Source organism: Pseudomonas sp. 06C 126, assembly GCF_001855215.1.
Taxonomy (GTDB): Bacteria; Pseudomonadota; Gammaproteobacteria; order Pseudomonadales; family Pseudomonadaceae; genus Aquipseudomonas; species Aquipseudomonas proteolytica.
Genome location: NZ_MIFU01000091.1, coordinates 33,280 through 52,029 on the forward strand (window position 1 = coordinate 33,280; position 18,750 = coordinate 52,029).

Annotated in this window: 19 protein-coding genes; 7 read left to right on the plus strand and 12 right to left on the minus strand. The window is 62.7% G+C overall.

All coding sequences use genetic code 11. The features are described 5' to 3' along the window. Window positions 1–52 precede the first annotated feature (52 nt). From BHC62_RS16845 to BHC62_RS16860, 4 genes are read right to left on the minus strand one after another with little or no spacing between them, the layout of a single operon-like run. The gene (locus BHC62_RS16845) at window positions 53–886 is read right to left on the minus strand and encodes a polysaccharide biosynthesis/export family protein (RefSeq protein ID WP_029293199.1); all 834 of its coding nucleotides are present in this window, start codon (window positions 884–886) and stop codon (window positions 53–55) included. Window positions 887–892: 6 nt separating this feature from the next. Then, window positions 893–1,804, minus strand: a complete 912-nt coding sequence (locus BHC62_RS16850) for a glycosyltransferase family 2 protein (RefSeq protein WP_070995584.1) — start codon at window positions 1,802–1,804, stop codon at window positions 893–895. Beyond that, complete coding sequence (locus BHC62_RS16855; RefSeq protein WP_029293195.1) at window positions 1,804–3,267, minus strand: mannose-1-phosphate guanylyltransferase/mannose-6-phosphate isomerase; 1,464 nt, start codon at window positions 3,265–3,267, stop codon at window positions 1,804–1,806. The genes BHC62_RS16850 and BHC62_RS16855 overlap by 1 nt, the downstream gene beginning before the upstream one ends. After that, the gene (locus BHC62_RS16860; protein WP_029293193.1) at window positions 3,267–4,706 is read right to left on the minus strand and encodes an undecaprenyl-phosphate glucose phosphotransferase; all 1,440 of its coding nucleotides are present in this window, start codon (window positions 4,704–4,706) and stop codon (window positions 3,267–3,269) included. Before BHC62_RS16860 ends, BHC62_RS16855 begins: the two co-directional genes overlap by 1 nt. 495 nt (window positions 4,707–5,201) lie before the next feature. Between BHC62_RS16860 and BHC62_RS16865 the strand changes: the two genes are divergently transcribed. Then, on the plus strand, window positions 5,202–5,831 hold the full coding sequence (locus BHC62_RS16865) for a LysE family translocator (RefSeq protein ID WP_029293185.1): 630 nt from the start codon (window positions 5,202–5,204) through the stop codon (window positions 5,829–5,831). 124 nt (window positions 5,832–5,955) lie between these two features. On the opposite strand, the gene inhA is transcribed toward BHC62_RS16865, so the two are convergent. Continuing rightward, entirely contained in the window at window positions 5,956–6,636 is a 681-nt protein-coding gene (gene inhA, locus BHC62_RS16870) for an isonitrile hydratase (RefSeq protein ID WP_070995585.1), read from the minus strand. A 90-nt stretch (window positions 6,637–6,726) separates the two neighbouring features. On the opposite strand from inhA, the gene BHC62_RS16875 reads away from it, so the two are divergent. Next, a complete protein-coding gene (locus BHC62_RS16875; protein WP_070995586.1) occupies window positions 6,727–7,695 on the plus strand; it encodes a GlxA family transcriptional regulator in 969 nt (322 codons plus the stop codon). Here the strand turns inward: BHC62_RS16875 and BHC62_RS16880 are convergent. The 4 genes from BHC62_RS16880 to BHC62_RS16895 all read right to left on the minus strand — a co-directional run bounded on the left by BHC62_RS16880 (window position 7,665) and on the right by BHC62_RS16895 (window position 10,932). After that, entirely contained in the window at window positions 7,665–7,901 is a 237-nt protein-coding gene (locus BHC62_RS16880; RefSeq protein ID WP_070995587.1) for a GNAT family N-acetyltransferase, read from the minus strand. The two genes, BHC62_RS16875 and BHC62_RS16880, sit on opposite strands and share 31 nt — an antisense overlap. Beyond that, window positions 7,898–8,248: a VOC family protein gene (locus tag BHC62_RS16885; protein WP_143007546.1), complete on the minus strand. Its 351-nt coding sequence runs from the start codon at window positions 8,246–8,248 to the stop codon at window positions 7,898–7,900. The genes BHC62_RS16880 and BHC62_RS16885 overlap by 4 nt, the downstream gene beginning before the upstream one ends. Window positions 8,249–8,312: 64 nt before the next feature. Further along, a complete protein-coding gene (locus BHC62_RS16890) occupies window positions 8,313–10,139 on the minus strand; it encodes a glycoside hydrolase family 15 protein (RefSeq protein WP_070995589.1) in 1,827 nt (608 codons plus the stop codon). Then, a complete protein-coding gene (locus BHC62_RS16895; protein ID WP_070995590.1) occupies window positions 10,132–10,932 on the minus strand; it encodes a glucose 1-dehydrogenase in 801 nt (266 codons plus the stop codon). The genes BHC62_RS16890 and BHC62_RS16895 overlap by 8 nt, the downstream gene beginning before the upstream one ends. A 162-nt stretch (window positions 10,933–11,094) precedes the next feature. Between BHC62_RS16895 and BHC62_RS16900 the strand changes: the two genes are divergently transcribed. From BHC62_RS16900 to BHC62_RS16915, 4 genes are all read left to right on the plus strand, one after another. Then, window positions 11,095–11,841: a helix-turn-helix transcriptional regulator gene (locus BHC62_RS16900; RefSeq protein WP_070995591.1), complete on the plus strand. Its 747-nt coding sequence runs from the start codon at window positions 11,095–11,097 to the stop codon at window positions 11,839–11,841. Window positions 11,842–11,955: 114 nt separating this feature from the next. Then, on the plus strand, window positions 11,956–13,434 hold the full coding sequence (locus tag BHC62_RS16905) for an efflux transporter outer membrane subunit (protein ID WP_070995592.1): 1,479 nt from the start codon (window positions 11,956–11,958) through the stop codon (window positions 13,432–13,434). Next, window positions 13,431–14,582, plus strand: coding sequence for an HlyD family secretion protein (locus BHC62_RS16910; protein WP_070995593.1), 1,152 nt, complete (start codon window positions 13,431–13,433; stop codon window positions 14,580–14,582). Before BHC62_RS16905 ends, BHC62_RS16910 begins: the two co-directional genes overlap by 4 nt. Beyond that, window positions 14,572–16,095 (plus strand): MDR family MFS transporter, encoded by a 1,524-nt coding sequence (locus BHC62_RS16915; protein WP_029293169.1) that lies wholly within the window; start codon window positions 14,572–14,574, stop codon window positions 16,093–16,095. Before BHC62_RS16910 ends, BHC62_RS16915 begins: the two co-directional genes overlap by 11 nt. An 80-nt stretch (window positions 16,096–16,175) precedes the next feature. Here the strand turns inward: BHC62_RS16915 and BHC62_RS16920 are convergent, their stop codons facing one another. Beyond that, window positions 16,176–16,760, minus strand: coding sequence for a TetR/AcrR family transcriptional regulator (locus tag BHC62_RS16920; RefSeq protein ID WP_070995594.1), 585 nt, complete (start codon window positions 16,758–16,760; stop codon window positions 16,176–16,178). Between the two features lie 142 nt (window positions 16,761–16,902). Here BHC62_RS16920 and BHC62_RS16925 point away from each other — a divergent pair, with 142 nt between their 5' ends. Further along, window positions 16,903–18,075 carry an MFS transporter gene (locus BHC62_RS16925; protein WP_070995595.1) on the plus strand — a complete coding sequence of 391 codons (1,173 nt, stop codon included), beginning with the start codon at window positions 16,903–16,905 and terminating at the stop codon, window positions 18,073–18,075. A gap of 1 nt (window position 18,076) precedes the next feature. Here BHC62_RS16925 and BHC62_RS16930 read toward each other — a convergent pair whose 3' ends face one another. Together BHC62_RS16930 and BHC62_RS16935 are read right to left on the minus strand one after the other, a co-directional pair. Further along, a complete protein-coding gene (locus BHC62_RS16930) occupies window positions 18,077–18,442 on the minus strand; it encodes a type II toxin-antitoxin system HicB family antitoxin (RefSeq protein WP_070995596.1) in 366 nt (121 codons plus the stop codon). Further along, window positions 18,439–18,690 carry a type II toxin-antitoxin system HicA family toxin gene (locus tag BHC62_RS16935; protein WP_029293161.1) on the minus strand — a complete coding sequence of 84 codons (252 nt, stop codon included), beginning with the start codon at window positions 18,688–18,690 and terminating at the stop codon, window positions 18,439–18,441. Before BHC62_RS16935 ends, BHC62_RS16930 begins: the two co-directional genes overlap by 4 nt. Between the last annotated feature and the right edge of the window lie 60 nt (window positions 18,691–18,750).

An 18,750-nucleotide genomic window follows, 5' to 3' on the forward strand; every position in this document is an offset into this window, starting at 1 on the left:
TGAAGATGGGGCTTGGGTGCAGGCATCGAAGTTTCAAAGACGCGTTCCATTGCTAAGGGACCCCAGGGATGTTGACGTTGTCGATGCTGGTGTTGTTGGTCGTATTCCCGCTGTTCTTCACGCCGCTGTCGTTGAGGTCGTAATTCAAGCCAATACCAATACCCTTGTTGATCGGGAACAGGCGGGTGAAGTACATATCCACCGCCTCCACGGTTGCGCCAATGCCCGACTGCGGCACAAAGATCAAATCGCCACGTTGCAGCGCAACCCTGGGATGGTTCGGGTTGGTCAACATGCTGTTCAGACTGATGAAGTACGTCCGGTACTTGCCATCCGGGCCAGTGCGCATTAACGCCACATTGGAGCTGTCCGCTGATGGCAACACCCCGCCGGAACTCAGCAACGCCTGCTCCACACTGACATTGCCCGCCAGGTCGAAAAACGCCGGATTAGGCACCGCACCACCGATAAACACCTTATTGCTCGGTGCGCTGGCGATGTTCACCGTCACTGCTGGCTCGCGGTAGATGCGCTTGTACTTGTCGGTAATTTCCTTCCCCAGGTCTTCAGGCGTGCGCAATGCCGCCTTGATCCGACCGATGTTGGGCATTGAGATCACCCCGTCGGGACGCACGACAAATACCGTCATGTCGTCGGCTGCCGCGGGCTCCTGCGCATCGCGCACGATGCGCAACAGGTCGCCACTCTGGATCAGCACCTGTGGGGGCGGCAGGTCGGCCAAGGTCAGCGCCGCTTGATGGCCGGCCTTGAGCGTATTGTTATCAGGAAGCGGCACCCGCGCAGGGGTCGAACAACCAGCCAGCCAGATCGAGGCACTCAACAGGCTGAACAGGGTAAGACGGGAACGTCGGTTGGTAGTCTTCATGACGGCTCAAGTCCAGTAGGTGGAAAACATGCCCAGGCGCTGCTTGAGCGATTTGGGCAGGTAGCGTTCAAGGTGGCCGAGGCGATAGCCCAGCAATTTAAAGGCACTGCGCACCACCACTTCGGGGGCGCGGTGCAAGGCGTTGGCCTCGCGCAAGGCACGTAATTCGGCCAGTACATAGCGTTTACCTTCGCCGCCGGCGTCGCCGAACGCTTGGCGAATCCACGGCTCGCGGCCGTAGAACACACCAATGTCGAAGTAGCGGTGAAACTCATCCATGAGTCGGTAGTCGTGGGAGTGATAAACCCGGGCGCTGGCCGCGTACTGCACCTTCCAGCCTGCCAGCAGCATGCGCGCGGCGACGTAGGCGTCCTCGCTGCCGATCACATCGGCCGGAAACCCGCCCACGGCCTGCAGGGCGCTGCGCCGGTACACGGAAAACGAGTCGGAGCTAAAGCACGTCTTGATCCCCAACTGCGGCGCATCGGCCAGGCTTTTGCTGCGGCTGTGCGCCGGGTAATTGAAGTGCCGCGACTGCGCACCCAGCACCCCGGCACCGGGGTGCGGGAGTTGCCGGCCGTAGGCGACGCCGTTGAGCGGGTCCAGTTGCAGCTCTTCGAGCAGCTTGGCGAACGTCTCGGGTTCGGCCGGGATCGCGTCCTGGGTCATCACGATCAGGGTGTCGCCGCCCACCTGTTCGCTGGCCCAGCGCCGCGTACCGCCGTGGTTGAAGTGGCGGGCGTCGATCACTTCGACACGGGCGCCGAACTCGCGAAAGCGCGCCACTGTGTCGTCGCTCGATGCGCTGTCGACCACCAGCATTTCGTCGGGTTGCACGGTTTGCATGCGCAGCGCCGGCAGCAGCCGGTCGAGGTGGCTGGCGGCATTGCGGGTCGGAATGATCAGAGAGGTACGCATCAGGGCTGGGGCTCGCTGCCGGGCGCGCGGCCGTAGATATCATCGAAGCGCACGATGTCGTCTTCGCCCAGGTATTCGCCGCTCTGCACCTCGATCATTACCAGATCGATGATGCCGGGGTTGGTCAGGCGGTGTTTGTGCCCGGCGGGAATGTAGGTGGACTCGTTCATGTTGAGCAGGATCTCGCGCTCACCATTGGTAATCATGGCGGCGCCGCTGACCACTACCCAGTGTTCGCTGCGGTGGTGGTGCATCTGCAAAGACAACGAGCCCTTGGGCTTGACTACGATGCGCTTGATTTTGAAACGGGTGCTTTCCTCCAGCACCGTATAGGTGCCCCACGGCCGGGTGACGGTGCGGTGCAGGCTGAATGCCGGGTGGTTCTGGCGCTTGAGCTCGGCGACGATATGGCGCACGTCCTGGCTGCGGTTGGCGTCGGCAATCAGCAGGGCGTCGGGGGTGTCGACGATGATCAGGTCACGCACCCCGACCGCCCCCAACACACGCTTGGGTGAGTCGATGTAGCAGTTGTGCACGTCGTGCAGGATCGCTTCGCCATTGATCTGGTTGCCGTTGTCGTCGCTGGGGGTCAACTGGCGCACGGCTTCCCAGGAGCCGATATCGCTCCAGCCAATGTCACAGGGCACCACGGCGACCTGGGCGGATTTCTCCATCAGGGCCACGTCGATGGAAATGTCTGGCGCGGTGCCAAAGCCTTGCGGGTTCAGTTCGCGCTGGCGGCTGCTGCTGTTCTGCAGGCTGGTGCTGTGCGCCAGCGCGGCTTTGGCGGCGTCGAGCACGGCTGGCGCGTGGGTCGCCAGCTCGTCGAGCACGGTGGCGGCCTTGAAGCAGAACATCCCGGCATTCCACAGGTGCTTGCCGCCGTCCAGGTAGCCTTGGGCGGTGGCCAGGTCGGGTTTTTCGACGAAGCGCTGGACGCGAAAACCCTGTGCCAGGGCCGAACCTTGTTCGATATAGCCAAAGCCCGTTTCGGGGCGGTCTGGCTGGATGCCGAAGGTCACCAGGTAACCCGCTTCGGCCAATTCGCGGGCCTGGGCCACGGCCTGGGCGAACGCGCTTTCATCAAGGATCAGGTGGTCGGCCGGCATCACCAGCAACTGTGCGTCGCCGCCGAAAAACTCTTGCACATGCAAGGCTGCGACAGCGATGGCGGCGGCGGTATTGCGGCCAAACGGTTCGAGCAACAGGTCCAGGCCCAATTGGGCCGTGTTGACCGCGCGGTAATCGTCGAGGGTGCGAAACAGCAGGTCGCGGTTGGTTACCGTCAGCACGCTGTCGACCCCCGGCAGGTGGCTGGCGCGCAGGAAGGTTTTCTGCAGCAGGCTCTGGTCGTCGCGCATGCGCATGAACGGTTTGGGCATGTTCTGCCGCGAAACCGGCCACAGCCGCGTGCCCGAGCCACCGGAAATGATGCAGGGAATCAATCCGTTGAGGGTGTTCATCAATAGACTTCCTTGGTGGAAAGGACGGCCGGGACCGTCATGAAAACGATGTACAGGTCAAACCACACCGACCATTTGGCGATGTATTCCAGGTCGTATTCGACCCGTTTCTGAATTTTGAACAGGGTGTCGGTTTCACCGCGGTAGCCATTGATCTGCGCCCAGCCGGTGATGCCTGGCTTGACCCGGTGGCGCGAGCTGTACTCGCTCACGGCTTCCTCGAAAGGAATCCCGGCGGCTTTGGTGGCAGTGGCATGGGGGCGGGGGCCGACCATCGACATGTTGCCCAGCAACACGTTGAACAGCTGGGGCAGCTCGTCGATGCTGGTCTTGCGGATAATCCGCCCGACGCGGGTGATGCGCGGGTCGAGGCGGGTGGTCTGGCATTCGGCATTGCGGTCAGTCTGGTCGACGTACATCGAGCGGAACTTGAACACCCGGATCAGGTTGTCGTTGTAGCCAAAACGCTTCTGGCGAAACAACACCGGGCCCTTGGAATCGAGCTTGATGGCGATGGCCGTCACCAGCATGATCGGGGAAAACAGCAGCAGCCCGGCACTGGCCAGCAACAGGTCTTCGCAGCGCTTGATAAAGGGTGACCAGCCGCGCAGTGGCAGTTGCGAGGTGTTGAACATCAGGATGCCGCCGACATCGGTGATGCGGTTGTGGCCATAGCGCAGGGCCGCCATGTCGGGCACCAGCATGACGTTGACCGACATCTGCCGCAGGCGCTTGACCAGCCCGTTGATGCGCTGCTCGGCGGCCCAGGGCAGGGTGATCATCACCTGGTTGACCTGTTCGGACCTGATCAGCTTTTCCAGGTCGCGGGTGTTGCCCAGCAACGGCAGGTTGCTCAATTCCTTGGGGATGCGCTCGGTACGGTCGTCGATAAAACCGATCAGGCCTGAACGGATATCACTGTTGCGCGACAGGTGTTCGGCCACATGCACGGCGGTGTCGGTAAAACCGAGGATCACCGTGCGTTGCAGGAACTTGCCGTTCTTCATCAGGTTGCGATACAGGCGCAGCATCAGGATGCGTTCCACGCCAAACAACATCAGGCTCAGGGTGAACCAGAACATCAGGTTGCGCGGGCTCAACTGCGGGAACAGCAGCAGGATCTGGTACATGAACAGCAGGATGCAAAACGCGGAAATCCAGGCGACCAACATCACGCGAAAACGCAGGCGGTTGCTGAACAGATCCTCGGAGTACACCCCCAGGGCCTGGAACAGAATGATGGTCAGAATCGCAAAGAACAGCAGCAGGCCAAGGTAGTGGCTACGCATTTGCGGGTCCACCGGATCCGGATAGAACAACAGGATCATCGCCGGCAGGACCGCCGTCAGGCCGTGCAGTAATTTGACGAAAACCACGAAGAATTCAACAAAGCCGGTACGAGTCAGAAACAGGCTGTCGACTGACGACTTCTCACGCATAAATCATCCCTCAATGCACCACCAGGACTTCCCTGTTCGTATGCTCATCCATAAGGCAGGTTTGCTTTATAAGTGGTGCAATGCGAACGACTGCTTTCGCTGGGTAAAACGCAATTACCTGTCTGCTCGCAGGTATTTTTGCTCGGTAATGTCTAAATGATGGCTCCTTTTGATAGGCTCGTCAAGGTTTTGACTTTTATCAAGGTTCTCGCCGTCGAGCTTCATAAGATACTCTTGTTGTGACGGTTTGTTGACATGTTTTGTGGGGGTTCTCAGATTTATCGAGAATAAGTGATGGCTTTTTGGAGTGTAGGAACAAAAACGGGAATTTTCCTGCGGGGAGGGAAATCCCTTTTTTGACGCAGTATAGGAAGGGCGCGGGCTGAAACTTGGGCCGGCTCCCACAGCTATGGCTTCAAGGCCGGTATCGCCTTCGCTGGCATCGGCGGCTGAGGTAGGACTAATCTACGGTTTTCCCTGGCGGATGAGTTGAGCATGATCGATCTCGCAACCCTGGCGGTTTTCTCTGGTTCTGTGCTGCTGTTGTTGCTGTCGCCCGGGCCGAACATGGCCTTTGTCATCAGCCATGGCGTGAGTTACGGCTGGCGGGGTGGGGTGGCGGCCGGCCTGGGGATCGGCGTGGCGGACCTGCTGCTGACCGCGTTGACTGCTACGGGCGTCACCGCCCTGGTGGCCAGTTGGCCTCCGTCCTTTGATTTGATTCGCTATGCCGGCGTGGTCTACCTGCTGTGGCTGGCGTTCAAGACCCTGCAGAAAAAGCCGTCCCTGGACACCGCCCAGGTTGTGCGGGTGCGCCTGGGCGGGGTGTTTATGCGCGCCATGCTCAACAGCTTGCTCAACCCTAAGGCGCTGTTGTTTTTCATGGTGTTCCTGCCGCAATTCGTCAAGCCTGAGGCCGGTCCCATTGCCCTGCAATTGGTGCAATTGGGCTTGGTCCTGACGTTGATTGCGGGCGTGTTTCACGCGGTGCTGGGTATTTTTGGCGGGGCGATCAGCCGGTTTTTTGCTGGCAGTGAGAAGACCGCAGGCCTGCAAAAATGGGGGCTGGCCACGGTGTTGACGGTGCTGGCCGTGCGCCTGGCGTTGATGCCGCGCACGGTGTAGATGGCGCGCAGGTGTATCTCCTTGTGTGAGCGGGCTTGCCCGCGATAGCGGTGGGCCAGCCAAAACATTCGGTGACTGACACGACGCCATCGCGGGCAAGCCCGCTCCCACACTAGTTCGGCCTTCAGCCCAGCCGCGCCGCTGCCCGTGCGGTAATTTCGCCGCGGGTCTTGCGTGATTGCGCGGTGCGCTTGTTGGCCTCGTCCAGCACAGGCTGTGGTGCGCTGTCTGGCCGCCCGGCGTTGAAGGGCGGGGCCGGCGCATATTCGAGTTGCAGTTGCACCAGTTGCGCGGCCGCCTCGCCGTACAACTCGGCGGCCAGGGTCAGGGCAAAATCAATCCCCGCCGTGATGCCGCCACCGGTAAACAGGTTGCCGTCGCGCACCACGCGCTCCTGCACCGGGATCGCGCCCAGGGTGGCCAGCATGTCGTGATAGGCCCAGTGCGTGGTGGCCCGCCGCCCGCGCAGCAAGCCCGCCGCACCCAATACCAGCGAGCCGGTACACACCGACGTCACATAGCGTGCGGTCTGGGATTGCTGGCGCAGAAAGCCCAGGGTCGGCTCATCTTCCATCAACGGTCCTACCCCTGAACCGCCCGGTACGCAGATCACATCCAGCACCGGGCAGTCGTCGTAGGTGATGGTCGGGCTGAGCACCAACCCGCTGCTGGAGGTCAGTGGCGCCAGGTCTTTCCAGATCAGGTGCAGCTTCACATCCGGCAATGACGCCAGCACGTCGTAGGGGCCGGTGAGGTCCAGTTGCTGGATGCCGGGGAACAACACAAAGCCGATCTGCAAGGTCATGGTGAAACTCCAGGAAAGAGGATGGACGGCTTCACTCTAGTGGCCTAGGCTTTGGCGCATACGCCATTGAGCCCACGAATCACGCCAATCATGCCGAAAATCATCCATGTACTCGCCTTTGCCAATGTGCAGGTGCTCGACGTCACCGGCCCCTTGCAGGTGTTTGCCTCAGCCAATGATCTGGCGCGCCAGCAAGGCTTGCCGTTGCCCTATGCGGTCAACGTGATTGCCGCCCAGGCCGAGCCGGTGATGACCTCTGCCGGCCTGGCCCTGGTGGCCGAGCCGTTGCCTGGCGCCGAGACGCCCTGCGACACCTTGTTGATCGCCGGCGGCTGGGGAGTGTATGGCGCGGCCGAAGACCCGGACCTGGTGGAGTGGGTGCGGGACAAAGCCCGGCACTCACGGCGCGTGACGTCGGTGTGTACCGGCGCCTTCCTGCTGGCTGCCAGCGGCCTGCTGGACGGCTGCCGTGTCGCGACCCACTGGACGCGCTGCGAGGAACTGGCGCGCAAATACCCCAGTCTGCAGGTCGAGGCCAATCCGATTTTTATCCAGCAGGGGTCGATCTGGACCTCGGCGGGGGTCACCGCCGGTATCGATTTGTGCCTGGCCCTGGTGGAAGAGGACCTGGGCCGCGCGGTCGCCCTGGAGGTGGCGCGGCACCTGGTGGTATTTCTCAAGCGCCCCGGTGGGCAGTCGCAGTTCAGCGTCACCCTGTCCCTGCAAAAGGGCGGCAGCCGCTTCAGCGAGTTGCACGCGTGGATTGCCGAACACCTGCACCTGGACTTGAACATCCCGACCCTGGCGGCGGTGTGCGGCATGAGCGAACGCAGCTTCGTGCGCCATTACCGTGCCGAGACCGGGCAGACTCCAGCGCGAGCAGTCGAGCTGATCCGCGTGGAAACCGCACGCCGGCAACTGGCCGACAGCGCCGTAGCGATCAAGCGCATCGCCGCGCAATGTGGTTTTGGCAGCGAAGAGACCATGCGCCGCAGTTTTCTGCGCACCTTGTCGATCACCCCGCAGGTTTACCGCGAGCGGTTTTCGGCGCCGGCTTGAGTCAGCTCAATGCTCGTGTGACGCAGTGAAAATACCTGCAGGTCCTGATAACACCCCGCCCAGAATCCGGCCTCGCGCAGCACACCTTCGCGAGTAAAACCCAAACGTTCCAGCAACGCCTGTGACGGCAGGTTTTGGGGATGGAGGTTGGCGGTCAACTCCCGCAGTTGCAGGCGTTCGCTGTAGAGGGTGGGGAAGCTATTCAAGTCGAATGGCCTGGTTGTCGTAGGCCGATACAGTTGCCCCATGGGTCGCGGACCTGGCAGATCCAATGCCCGCCCTCGATGGCCAGCGGTCCGCGGTACAACATCGCCCCGAGTGCTGTCAGGCGCTGCACCTGCTGCTCCAGGTTTGCCACCCGCCAATAAACCACCGACCCGGCTGCTCCGCTGGCGACCTTGTGGTCGGCGTTGACAATCTCAATGGCTACCCCGTCCAGTTCCAGATGACCAAAGTCATCCGGGTCATGCGCCCGGCGTTCTGCGCCAGGGAAGGCGGCTGCATACCAGTCGGAACAGGTTTTGGGGCCGCTTCGCAGCCCAGCGCGGGGCAAGCCCGCTCGCCACAACAAGCCCGCTCGCCACGGCCAGTGAGCCCAGCGCTGTAAAACCAGATGATCAAGGCTGCCACACCGTTTTCTCTCCACTCAACTTACGATCCAGAAACGTCGCCGCGCTGATCAACGCCAAATGGCTCAGGGCCTGTGGCGTGTTGCCCAGGTGTCGCGCCTGGCTGTCGAATTCCTCGGCATACAACCCCAGCGGGTTGGCATAGCGCAGCAGTTGTTCGAATTCCAGGTGGGCCTTTTCCACTTGGCCTGCGCGAGCCAGGCATTCGACATACCAGAATGAGCAGGCAGTAAACGCCCCCTCAGTGCCTTGCAGACCATCAATCTGGCTGTCGTCATTGCGATAGCGGTACACCATGCCGTCGCGCACCAGGCTTTTCTGGATGGCCTCCAGGGTCGACAACCAGCGCGGGTCGGTGGCTGCCACGAAGCGCACCAGTGGCATCAACAGCATCGAACCATCCAGGGCGGTGCTGCCGATGTGCTGCACGAAATGCCCGCGCTCCTCGTTCCAGAAGTTGCTCCAGATATCTTCATAAATCGCCTGGCGGGTCTGGTCCCAGCGGGCAAAAGGTGCCGGCAGCGAACGCTTGGAGGCCAGGCGGATCGCGCGGTCGAGGGCGACCCAGCACATCAGGCGCGAGTGCAGGAAGTGATGTTGCTCGCCGCGCATTTCCCAGATGCCGACGTCTTTCTGGTTCCAGGTCTCGCACACCTGGTCCACCACTTCCAGGGTATGTTTCCAGCCCTCATGGGAGATGGCTTCGCCGTACTTGTTGACCAGGTACACCGCGTCCATCAGTTCGCCGAAAATATCCAGTTGCACCTGGTCAAAGGCCTCGTTGCCAATGCGCACCGGTTGCGCGCCGCCATGGCCGCTGAGGTGGGTCAACTCGGTTTCCGGCAGGTGCTGGCGGCCGTCGATGCCATACAGGATGTTGATTTTCATCGGCTGCCCGCAGCAGTCGCTGACGCGCCCGCGCAACCAACGCATGTAGTCATTGGCTTCCTGGACAAAACCCAGGCGCATAAAGGCGTAGACGGTGAACGAGGCGTCGCGGATCCAGGTGTAGCGGTAGTCCCAGTTGCGTTCGCCACCTGGGGCTTCCGGCAGGCCGAAGGTGGCCGCAGCGAGGATCGCGCCGTGTTTGCGTGAGGTCAGCAGCTTCAGGGCCAGGGCCGAGCGATTGACCATTTCCCGCCAGCGCCCGCGATAGTTGGACTGGGCCAGCCAGCCGCGCCAGAACGCCAGGGTGTGCTGCAGGCACAGGTCGGTGCCGCTGCTGTCGACGCGCACATCGTCCAGGCCGCCCAGGACAAATTCGGCACCTTGGTCCTGGTCCAGGGTAAAGCAGGCGACGGCGGCGTCATTGTCGATCTGCAAAGGCTGGCTGCTGGCCAGGCGCAGGCCAGGCAGGCCCGCTGCCTCGAAGCACACATCAGCGTTATCGGCCGTGGCCCGCGTGGGTGCCCTGGCATAGTCATGGCGCACTGCGCAGCGCATGTGCAGGGTGGCCTTGCCGCTCACCACGCGCACACGGCGGATCAGCAGGGGCAGGTCGTCGACGTCGTCGCTGATGCTCAGCAGGTCGGTGATTTCCACCACCGCTTCATCGCTCAACCAGCGGGTTTGCAGGACATTGGTTTCCGGCAGATAGATCTGTTCCCGACGCGCCTGGGGCAGGTCCGGGGTCAGTTGGAAGATCCCGGCGGCGGGGGAGTCCAGCAGTGAGCAGAAGATCGACGGGCTGTCGAATTCCGGCCAGCAGAAAAAGTCGATGCTGCCCTGGTCGTTGATCAGTGCCGCACTGCGCATGTCGCCGATGATGCCGTGGGCATCGATGGCGCTTTGAGCTTCGTTTTTCAGATCAACCATTGTCTTTGAACTCCGGGTAGAGGCTCATGCCGCCGTCGATAAACAAGGTGCTGCCCACCACATAGTCGGAGGCATCACTGGCCAGCCAGACCACGGCGTTGGCCACATCTTCGACGTCACCGACGCGGCCATAGGGGATCAGTTTCAGCAGCGCCTGCTCGGCATCGCCCTCGGTGGCGGCGCGGTTGATGGCCGTGCGGATCGCCCCCGGCGCGATGCCGTTGATGCGGATCCGTTGGTGGCTGACTTCTTGGGCGAGGCTGCGCATCAACATCTCGACGCCGCCTTTGGACGCGGCGTAGTTGACGTGGCCGGCCCATGGGATCAACTGGTGCACCGAGCTCATGTGGATGATTTTGCCGGCGGCCCGGGATACGCCTGCTCGCACGCCCTGGCGGTTGAAAATGCGCAGGGCGGCGCGGGCGCAGAGGAACTGCCCGGTGAGGTTGACGCCGATCACCGTGTTCCACTGCTCAAGGGTCATGTCGCTGATGGCGGCGTCTTTTTGCAGGCCGGAATTGGCCACCAGAATGTCGAGATGACCGAAGGCGTCGAGGGTCTGCGCAAACAGGCGCTCGACATCTTCCTCCCGGGACACATCGGCGCCGATGGCCAGGGCCCGGCCGCCACTCTGGTTGATCTGCGCCGCCAGGGCCTGGGCGGGCTCTGCCTGACGGTTGTAGTTCACCACCACCGCCGCGCCGGCCGCGGCCAAAGCCCTGGCGGCGCCCGCGCCGATGCCGGAGCTGGCGCCGGTGACCACGGCCACTTGTTGTTCCAACGAGATGCGCATTGTCCACCCAACCTTTATTGCGGGAGTCCATTGAGCTGACTGACGGTGCGCGGCACAAGTTCAGTGGCTTGTCTGAAATGCGACGATGGCTGTCTATATCTATCGTTTTCGCCATTGGGCTTTTGGTTAGAATCACTGGCTTAACGACGTGAGACGCTGCCCATGACAACTGCGCCCCGGCCTTGGCTTGAGGCTTATGCCGACAACTACCGCAACGACGAAGTGGTCCATCCCCATTGTCATACCCAGGCGCAACTGATTCACGGCGTCACCGGGGTAATGGTGGTGAGTACGGCCCAGGGCAGTTGGCTGGTGCCGTCCGGGCACGCGTTGTGGGTGCCTGCCGGGACGCCCCACGAAATTCGCATGGCCGGCGAGGTGCACATGCGCACCTTGTTTCTCATGCCCGAGGTTGAGCCTAGCCTTGGCCGCACGTGCCAGGTGATCGAGGTGTCCGCGCTGTTGCGGGAGCTGATCGTGGCCGCCACGCTGATCGCCGGTCAGATCAACAACCCGCGCCTGCTGGCGATGGTGGAGTTGATCCGCATGGAGTTGCTGGCCGCGCCGGTGGTGGCGATGCACGTGCCGGTGCCCGGCGACGCACGGCTGGCCAGGTTGTGTACGCGGTTCATCCGCAACCCGGCCGATGACAGCAGCCTGGAGTCCTGGGCCGACACCCTGAACATGAGCGCACGCACCCTCAGCCGGATTTTCCAGCGCGAGCTGGGCATGAGCTTTGGCGAATGGCGCAAGCGTGCGCGCCTGGCGTTGAGCCTGAAGTTACTGGCCCAGGGCGCCTCCATCCTGGAAGTAGCGCTGGAGCATGGTTATCAAAGCCCCAGCGCGTTCAGTGCGATGTTCCGTCGTTCGCTGGGGTATCCGCCGAGTCATTTCCGCCCTGGGGCCTGATGTTGCTTCATGTAACCCTATTGTCCATTTGGCGACGATACATGGCCCTGGCGCGGGCGAATCCGCCAGGGCGCATGCCTAATCTGCAAAGCTCATTCTTCAGCGAGCTTTGTGATGCCCAGCCTTGTCGTTCATCCCCCCACTAGCAATCGATTCCCGGCGGCCCTGACGCTGCTTCTGCTGGGCGCGCTGGCCGGATGCAGCGGCCTGCCCGACGAACCTGCAGCGCCGTTGGCGGCCCAGGCGATACCGCAATTGTCCAGCGGGTCGGCAACCCAGGCGCTGCCCCAGCGCTGGTGGCAGCTTTACCGCGACCGGCAACTGGACCTGTTGGTCGAGCAGGCCTTGCGCCACAACAAAGACCTTGAGGCCGCCGCCGCGCACGTCGATGCGCTGCTGGCCCGCCTGGAGCAGGTCGACCGCCAGCGCCAGCCCTCGACCTTGCTGACCTACGGCGTGGGCTATGGCCGTAGTCGCGACGACCAGACCCTGGCCCAGGCCACCGGTGAACATGCCGATGCCGAGTGGAGCCATGCTCCCGGATTCTCCCTGAGCTACACCCTGGACCTGTGGGGCGAGGTGCGTTACCGCCTGGCTGCCGCCCGCGCCGATGCGCAGGCAGCGCGGGCGCTGGAGGACGAGTGGCGGGTGACGGTGGCCGCGCAAACCACGCGGGCCTATGGCCAGGCTTGCGTCTATGCCTTCAGCAGCCAGGTGCAGCGTCATTCGGTGCAGGTGTTGGAGCGCAGTGTCGAAGTCACTCGCAAACTGCAGCAGGCCGGTGCGGCCACCGCTCTGGACCTGGCGCGCCTCAATGGCCTGCTGGAAGAAACCCGTGCGCCGTTGCCCATGTTGACTGCCCGCCATCAGGCCGCACTGTATGAATTGGCGGTGCTAAGTGGCATGCGGCCCCAGGACGTGGCCCGCAACAGCTGTGCCCAGCCCCCGCAATTGCAGGCGCCGCTGCCCGTGGGGGACGGCTGGGCGCTGGTGCAACGGCGTGCCGATATCCGGCGTGCCGAGCGCCAATTGCAGGCGGCCACGCTGGCCATTGGCGTCGCACGCGCCGAGTTGTACCCGCGAGTGACGTTCGGTGCTGCACTTGAGTCTTCGGCGAGCAGCCTGGGCAAGTTGGGGGACAGTGAGGCGCTGGTGTATTCCGTGGGGCCGTTGTTGTCCTGGCGCTTTCCCAACCGCGGCGTCGCCCAGGCCCGGGTGGGCCAGCGCCAGGCCCAGGCGCGCGAGGCCCAGGCGCGTTTCGACGGCACGGTACTGAGCGCCTTGAAACAGGTCGAACAAGCCCTGGCGCTGTACCAGGGCGAACAGCAGCGTCGTCAGGCCCTGCAAGCCGCGCTGGACAACAGCCAGCAGGCGTTTGAACTGGCCACCCGCAGTTATCGGGCCGGTGCCCTTGATGCCCTGCAATTGCTCGACAGCGAGCGCAGCCTGGTCAGCCTGCAGGCCACCCTGGCCCAGGCAGACCTGCGCTTGGTCAACCGCCAGATCGACCTGTTCCAGGCTCTGGGTGGCGGCTGGCAACGTGACGATCAACCTCAACCCTTACCCCTTGCTGCCCTTGGAGCCAAGCCATGAACCAGGCTGTTGAACCCGCCATCCTGCAATCCACTCCCAGCTTGATGCAACGCCATCGCCGCGCACTGCTCACAGGCGCCTCCCTGGCGACGCTGCTGGGGCTGGGGCTGTTTGCCGGGTATTGGTGGCAGTGGGGGCGGTTCCTTGAAGAGACCGACGATGCCTACGTCCGTGCCGACTGGGTGGCGGTCAGCCCGCGCATCGCCGGCTACGTGGCCCAGGTGCTGGTGGAGGACAACCAGCCGGTGAAGGCGGGTGATGTGCTGGTGCAGTTGGATGACCGGGATTTTATCGAGCAGTTGCGCAGCTCCGAGGCGAAGTTGCAGCAAGCCCGGGCAGCAGCGGCGGCGCGCCAGTCCAGCCTGCATACCCTGGACGCGCGGCTGGCCGAGCAGCAGCAACGCATCGCCCAGGCCCAGGCGGCCTTGCATAGCAACGAGGCCGAGGCCCATCGTGCGCGCCTGGACTACCTGCGTTATCGCGATCTGGTGGACCAGCAGATCGCTACCCGTGAGCGCCTGGAAACCGCCAGTGCCGGCCAGGCCAAGGCTCTGGCGGCGGTGAACGAAGCCCGTGCCCAAGTGGCCCGGCAGCAGGCGCAGTGCCAAGTCTTGCAGGCGCGTCGCCAACAGGCCCAGGCGCGCATCGCCGAATCCCAGGCCCGGGTGGGCGAGGCCCAGGCCAATCTGGCCCTGGCCCGCAATGCCTTGAATGACACAGCAATCCGCGCGCCGTTCGACGGGGTCGTGGGCCAGCGCAAGGTCCGTCGCCAGCAGTATGTGATGCCAGGCCTGCCGTTGCTGGCAGTGGTGCCGGTGGAGCAGGCCTATGTGATCGCCAATTACAAGGAAACCCAGTTGCAGCACATGGCGCCGGGGCAATCGGTGGATATTGCGGTGGACAGTTTTGCCGGCCAGCGCTGGCGCGGCCAGGTGGAAAGTATCGCCCCCGGTTCCGGCGCGGTGTTCGCCTTGTTGCCGCCGGACAACGCCACCGGCAATTTCACCAAGATCGTGCAGCGCTTTCCGGTGAAGATCCGCCTGGTCGCGGACGAGGTCAACGGCCCCGCGATCTTGCCGGGAATGTCGGTGATCGCCACGGTGGATACGCGTCCGGCCCGCCAGCAGGACAGTTCCCATGGCGGCTGATGCGCGCAGCACTTCGACGGTATCGTTTCGCGCCTGGGTCGCGGTGATCGGTGGTCTGTTCGGTTGCTTCATGGCTGGCATGAACGTGCATGTCACCAGTGCCGCGTTGCCGGAAATCGAAGGGGCCCTGGGCGCCACGTTTGAGGAGGGATCGTGGATTTCCACGGCCTACCTGGTGGCGGAAATCATCATGATCCCGCTCACCGCATGGCTGGTGCAGGTGTTCTCGTTACGGCGGGTAATGCTGTGGGGCTCCGGGGTATTTCTGGTGGCCTCGGTGGCCTGTTCGATGGCGCCGAACCTGCCAGTGATGATCATCATCCGTGTGATCCAAGGGGCCGCGGGGGCGGTGCTGATTCCGCTGTCGTTCCAGTTGATCATTACCGAGTTGCCCGCCAGCAAGATCCCGCTGGGCATGGCGCTGTTCAGCCTGGCCAACAGCGTGGCCCAGGCCGCAGGGCCGTCTATTGGTGGCTGGTTGACCGATGTCTATTCGTGGCGCTGGATCTTCTACCTGCAGCTGTTCCCCGGCATCGCGCTGTTGGCGGCAGTGGCCTGGTCCATCGATCGCCAGCCGATGAACCTTGGGTTGCTGCGCCAAGGCGACTGGCTGGGCATCGCGTGCATGGTGCTGGGCCTGGGCGCGTTGCAGATCGTGCTGGAGGAGGGCGGGCGCAAGGATTGGTTCGGCTCGGCCTTTATTGTCTGGATGAGCCTGGCGGCGGTGGTCGGTCTGGCAGGGTTTATCGGTCGCCAATTGTGGGGCAGCAAAAGCTTTATCAACCTGCGATTGTTGGCGCACTACAACTTTGGCGTAGCCAGCGTGGCGATGTTTATCTTCGGTGCCAGCACCTATGGCCTGGTATTCCTGGTGCCCAACTACCTGTCCCAGATGCAGGGCTACAACGCCAGCGAAATTGGTATCAGCCTGATCGCCTACGGCATGGTGCAGCTGGTGCTGGCGCCGTTTTTGCCGCGGCTGATGAAGTGGTTTAGCGCGAAAATCCTCGTGGCTTCAGGTTTCGCGATCATGGCGCTAGGCTGTTGGATGGGCGCGCATTTGTCGGCCGACAGCGCCAGTAACGTGATCATCCCCTCGATCGTGGTGCGCGGCATCGGCCAACCATTGATCATGGTGGCGCTGTCGGTGCTGGCGGTGCATGGGCTGGCCAAGGCCGAGTCAGGCTCGGCCTCGGCGGTCTTCTCGATGTTGCGTAACCTGGGCGGCGCAGTGGGTACGGCCTTGCTGGCACAGTTGGTGGTGGTACGCGAGCAGGTGCATTCGGCGCGGATCGGTGAATCGCTGAACATTTTCGAGCCGGCCTTGCAGCAACGCTTGCCGGGCGGCGGTTTGCTGCAGGAACAATGGCCGCAGCACCAGCAGGTGCTGGGGTTGCTGGACCAGGGCGTACGGCACCAATCCTTCTTGATGGCTTACAGCGATGCGTTCTACCTGGCGTGTGTGGCGCTGACGTTGTGTGCGGTGGCGGCGCTGTTGTTGCGGCGAACCTGAGCCTCGTTTTCAGGGGTAGTTGTGGTGAGGGGCCAACTGTGGAGAGGGGGCTTGTCCCCTCTCCACAACAGGCTAGGGGCTCAGGCCACAGGCTTCAACCCCCGAAGCAGCAAATCCAAGCCTTGCAGCGCTTGCTCCAGGCATTCATCCGGGCGTTCGGCATGGGCAATCCATTGCGCCGTATCCACCAGGCTGCCATTAATCAATCGGGCCAGCGCCAGGCTGGGGGCCTGTTCAATCAATCCGACCTGCATCAATCCCTCCAGCAGCCGACGCAGTGAGTCGATGCATTGCTGCTGGGCGCCGACGTCAGCACCCAGCACTGCCGGCGCATCTTGCAGCACAATGCGCTGGATTTCCGGATCCTGGGCCATGCGCAAATACGCGCGACAGCGTTCGCAAAAACCCTCCCAGGGGTTTGCGGCCTGGGCGCTGATTTGTTGCAGGTGCTCATCCATTTCGCTGTCGAGTTGCGCGACCACCGCTGCCAGTAAGCCTTTTTTGTCGCCAAAATGATGGTACAGCGCCCCCCGCGTGAGGCCGGCGCGCGCGGTGAAATCGTCCATGGAGGTATGGGCAAAGCCTTGGGTCGCAAAAGCGTGGCGGGCGCTGGCTAGCAAGCGGGCGCGGGTTTCTTCGATCATCTCGGCGCGGGCTCGGCTCATGGAAAATGCTCGTCCTGGTCAGGTGGGTAGTTGACATACGCTGCGTATGTTACTCATGATTTGTCACATACGCACCGTATATATTTCGCCCGGATTGCCTTGAATGGCAAGCTCCAGGGCTCCCAGCAAGAGGACACGCACCATGGCAAACCCCTACGCCGAGCTGTTTCAGGCGCCAGGTTCCAGGGCTTTTGTATCGGCCGGCATGCTCGCGCGCATGCCGATTTCCATGACCGGTATCGGGTTGATCACCATGTTGTCCCAGGTCCGCGGTGGTTATGGGCTGGCGGGCGCAGTGGCGGCCACCTTTGCCTTGGCTACGGCGTTTTGCGCGCCGCAGGTTTCACGGCTGGTAGACCGTTACGGCCAGGGCCGCGTATTGCCGGTGGCGGCCGTGATTGGCGGGGGCGCGCTGTTGATGCTGTTGTTGTGTACCCGCTTGCAGGCACCGGACTGGACGCTGTTTATCTTCGCCGCCCTGGCCGGTTGCATGCCCAATATGTCGGCCATGGTGCGTGCGCGCTGGACCGAGATCTACCGTGGCCAGCCCCGCTTGCAAACCGCCTTTGCCCTGGAGTCGGTGCTGGACGAGGTGTGCTTTATCCTTGGGCCACCGATATCGGTAGGGCTGTGCGTGCTGCTGTTTCCCGAAGCCGGTCCGCTGGTGGGGGCGATCTTGCTGGCGGTCGGCGTGACCACCTTCGTCCTGCAAAAACAGACTGAACCGGCTATTCACGCTCAGCTTGAGCAGCAGGGCCGCTGGTTGATTACCCAGCCTTCGGTATTGGTGCTGATGATCCTGCTGATGGCCATGGGCACCATCGTCGGTGTGGTGGACGTGGTCAGCGTAGCGTTCGCCCAGCATCAGGGCCAGCCGGCAGCCGCGAGTATTGTGCTGTCGGTGTATGCCATTGGCTCGTGCCTGGCGGGGCTGGCCTTTGGTGCATTGAAATTGCACATGCCGTTGCCCCGGCAGTTCCTGCTCTGTGGCCTGGCCACGGCGTTGACCACGCTGCCGTTGTTGTGGGTGGGGGATATCCTTGGGCTGGCGCTGGCGGTGTTTGTGTCCGGGCTGTTTTTTGCGCCGACGCTGATTGTGTCCATGGCGCTGGTGGAGCAGGTCGTCCCCCCCAGCCGCTTGACCGAAGGCATGACCTGGCTGATCACCGGCCTGAGCATCGGCGTGGCCATCGGTGCGGCAAGTTCCGGCTGGATGATCGATCAATTCGGCGCCCCCAGCGGGTTCTGGGTGGCGCTGGTGGCCGGGGCGGTGGTGCTGGCGGCCGCCGTGCTGGGCTACCGCCGCCTGGGCTAAGTCACCCCAGGGCGGGGTGACTGTCTGCCGCATGATGACGCAGGAACTCGTTCAAGGCCTGGCGCGTCAGGTCGTTGAGCGTGACCTTTTTCTGCGTCGCCGCCAGGGCTGCGGCCAGGTGCAGATCATGGCCGACCCGTACATTGAATGAGCCTTTGCAGGGCTTTTCTGGTGCCTGGCCCAAGGTCTGGCACGTAGTCAGGTAATCCTCCACCGCCTCGCGAAAGGCAGCTTCCAACTGGGCCACGGTCTGGCCTTCGTAGCTGACCAGGGCGCGGATAAACAGCAGCTTGCCGAACAGGCAATTGTCCTCGACGCTGGCTTCTATGGAGCCGATGTAGCCTTTGTATTTCAACTGGTTGCTCATTGAAGCAAGCCTCCTGATTCCAACTGTTCAATGATCTGGCGCCGAATGTAGTGTTTCAGCTCATTGCCAGGGTGGGGCTTGTGCAAGGTGATCATTGCACTCGGGTCGCCGATGTCGAACTTGACGCGGCTCCCAGCCCCTTCGATTTGTCGATAACCCAGCCAGCCCAGCAATGTGACGAGCTCAGGCCAGGTGAATGCCATCTGCAGGTTGAGCAGTTTGGCGAGCAGCTTTTCATTTTTGGACACGGCGTTCCCTGCGTGTAACTAAATGTAGTTGCAAATACGGTTGTGCGTCAATGATAGGAC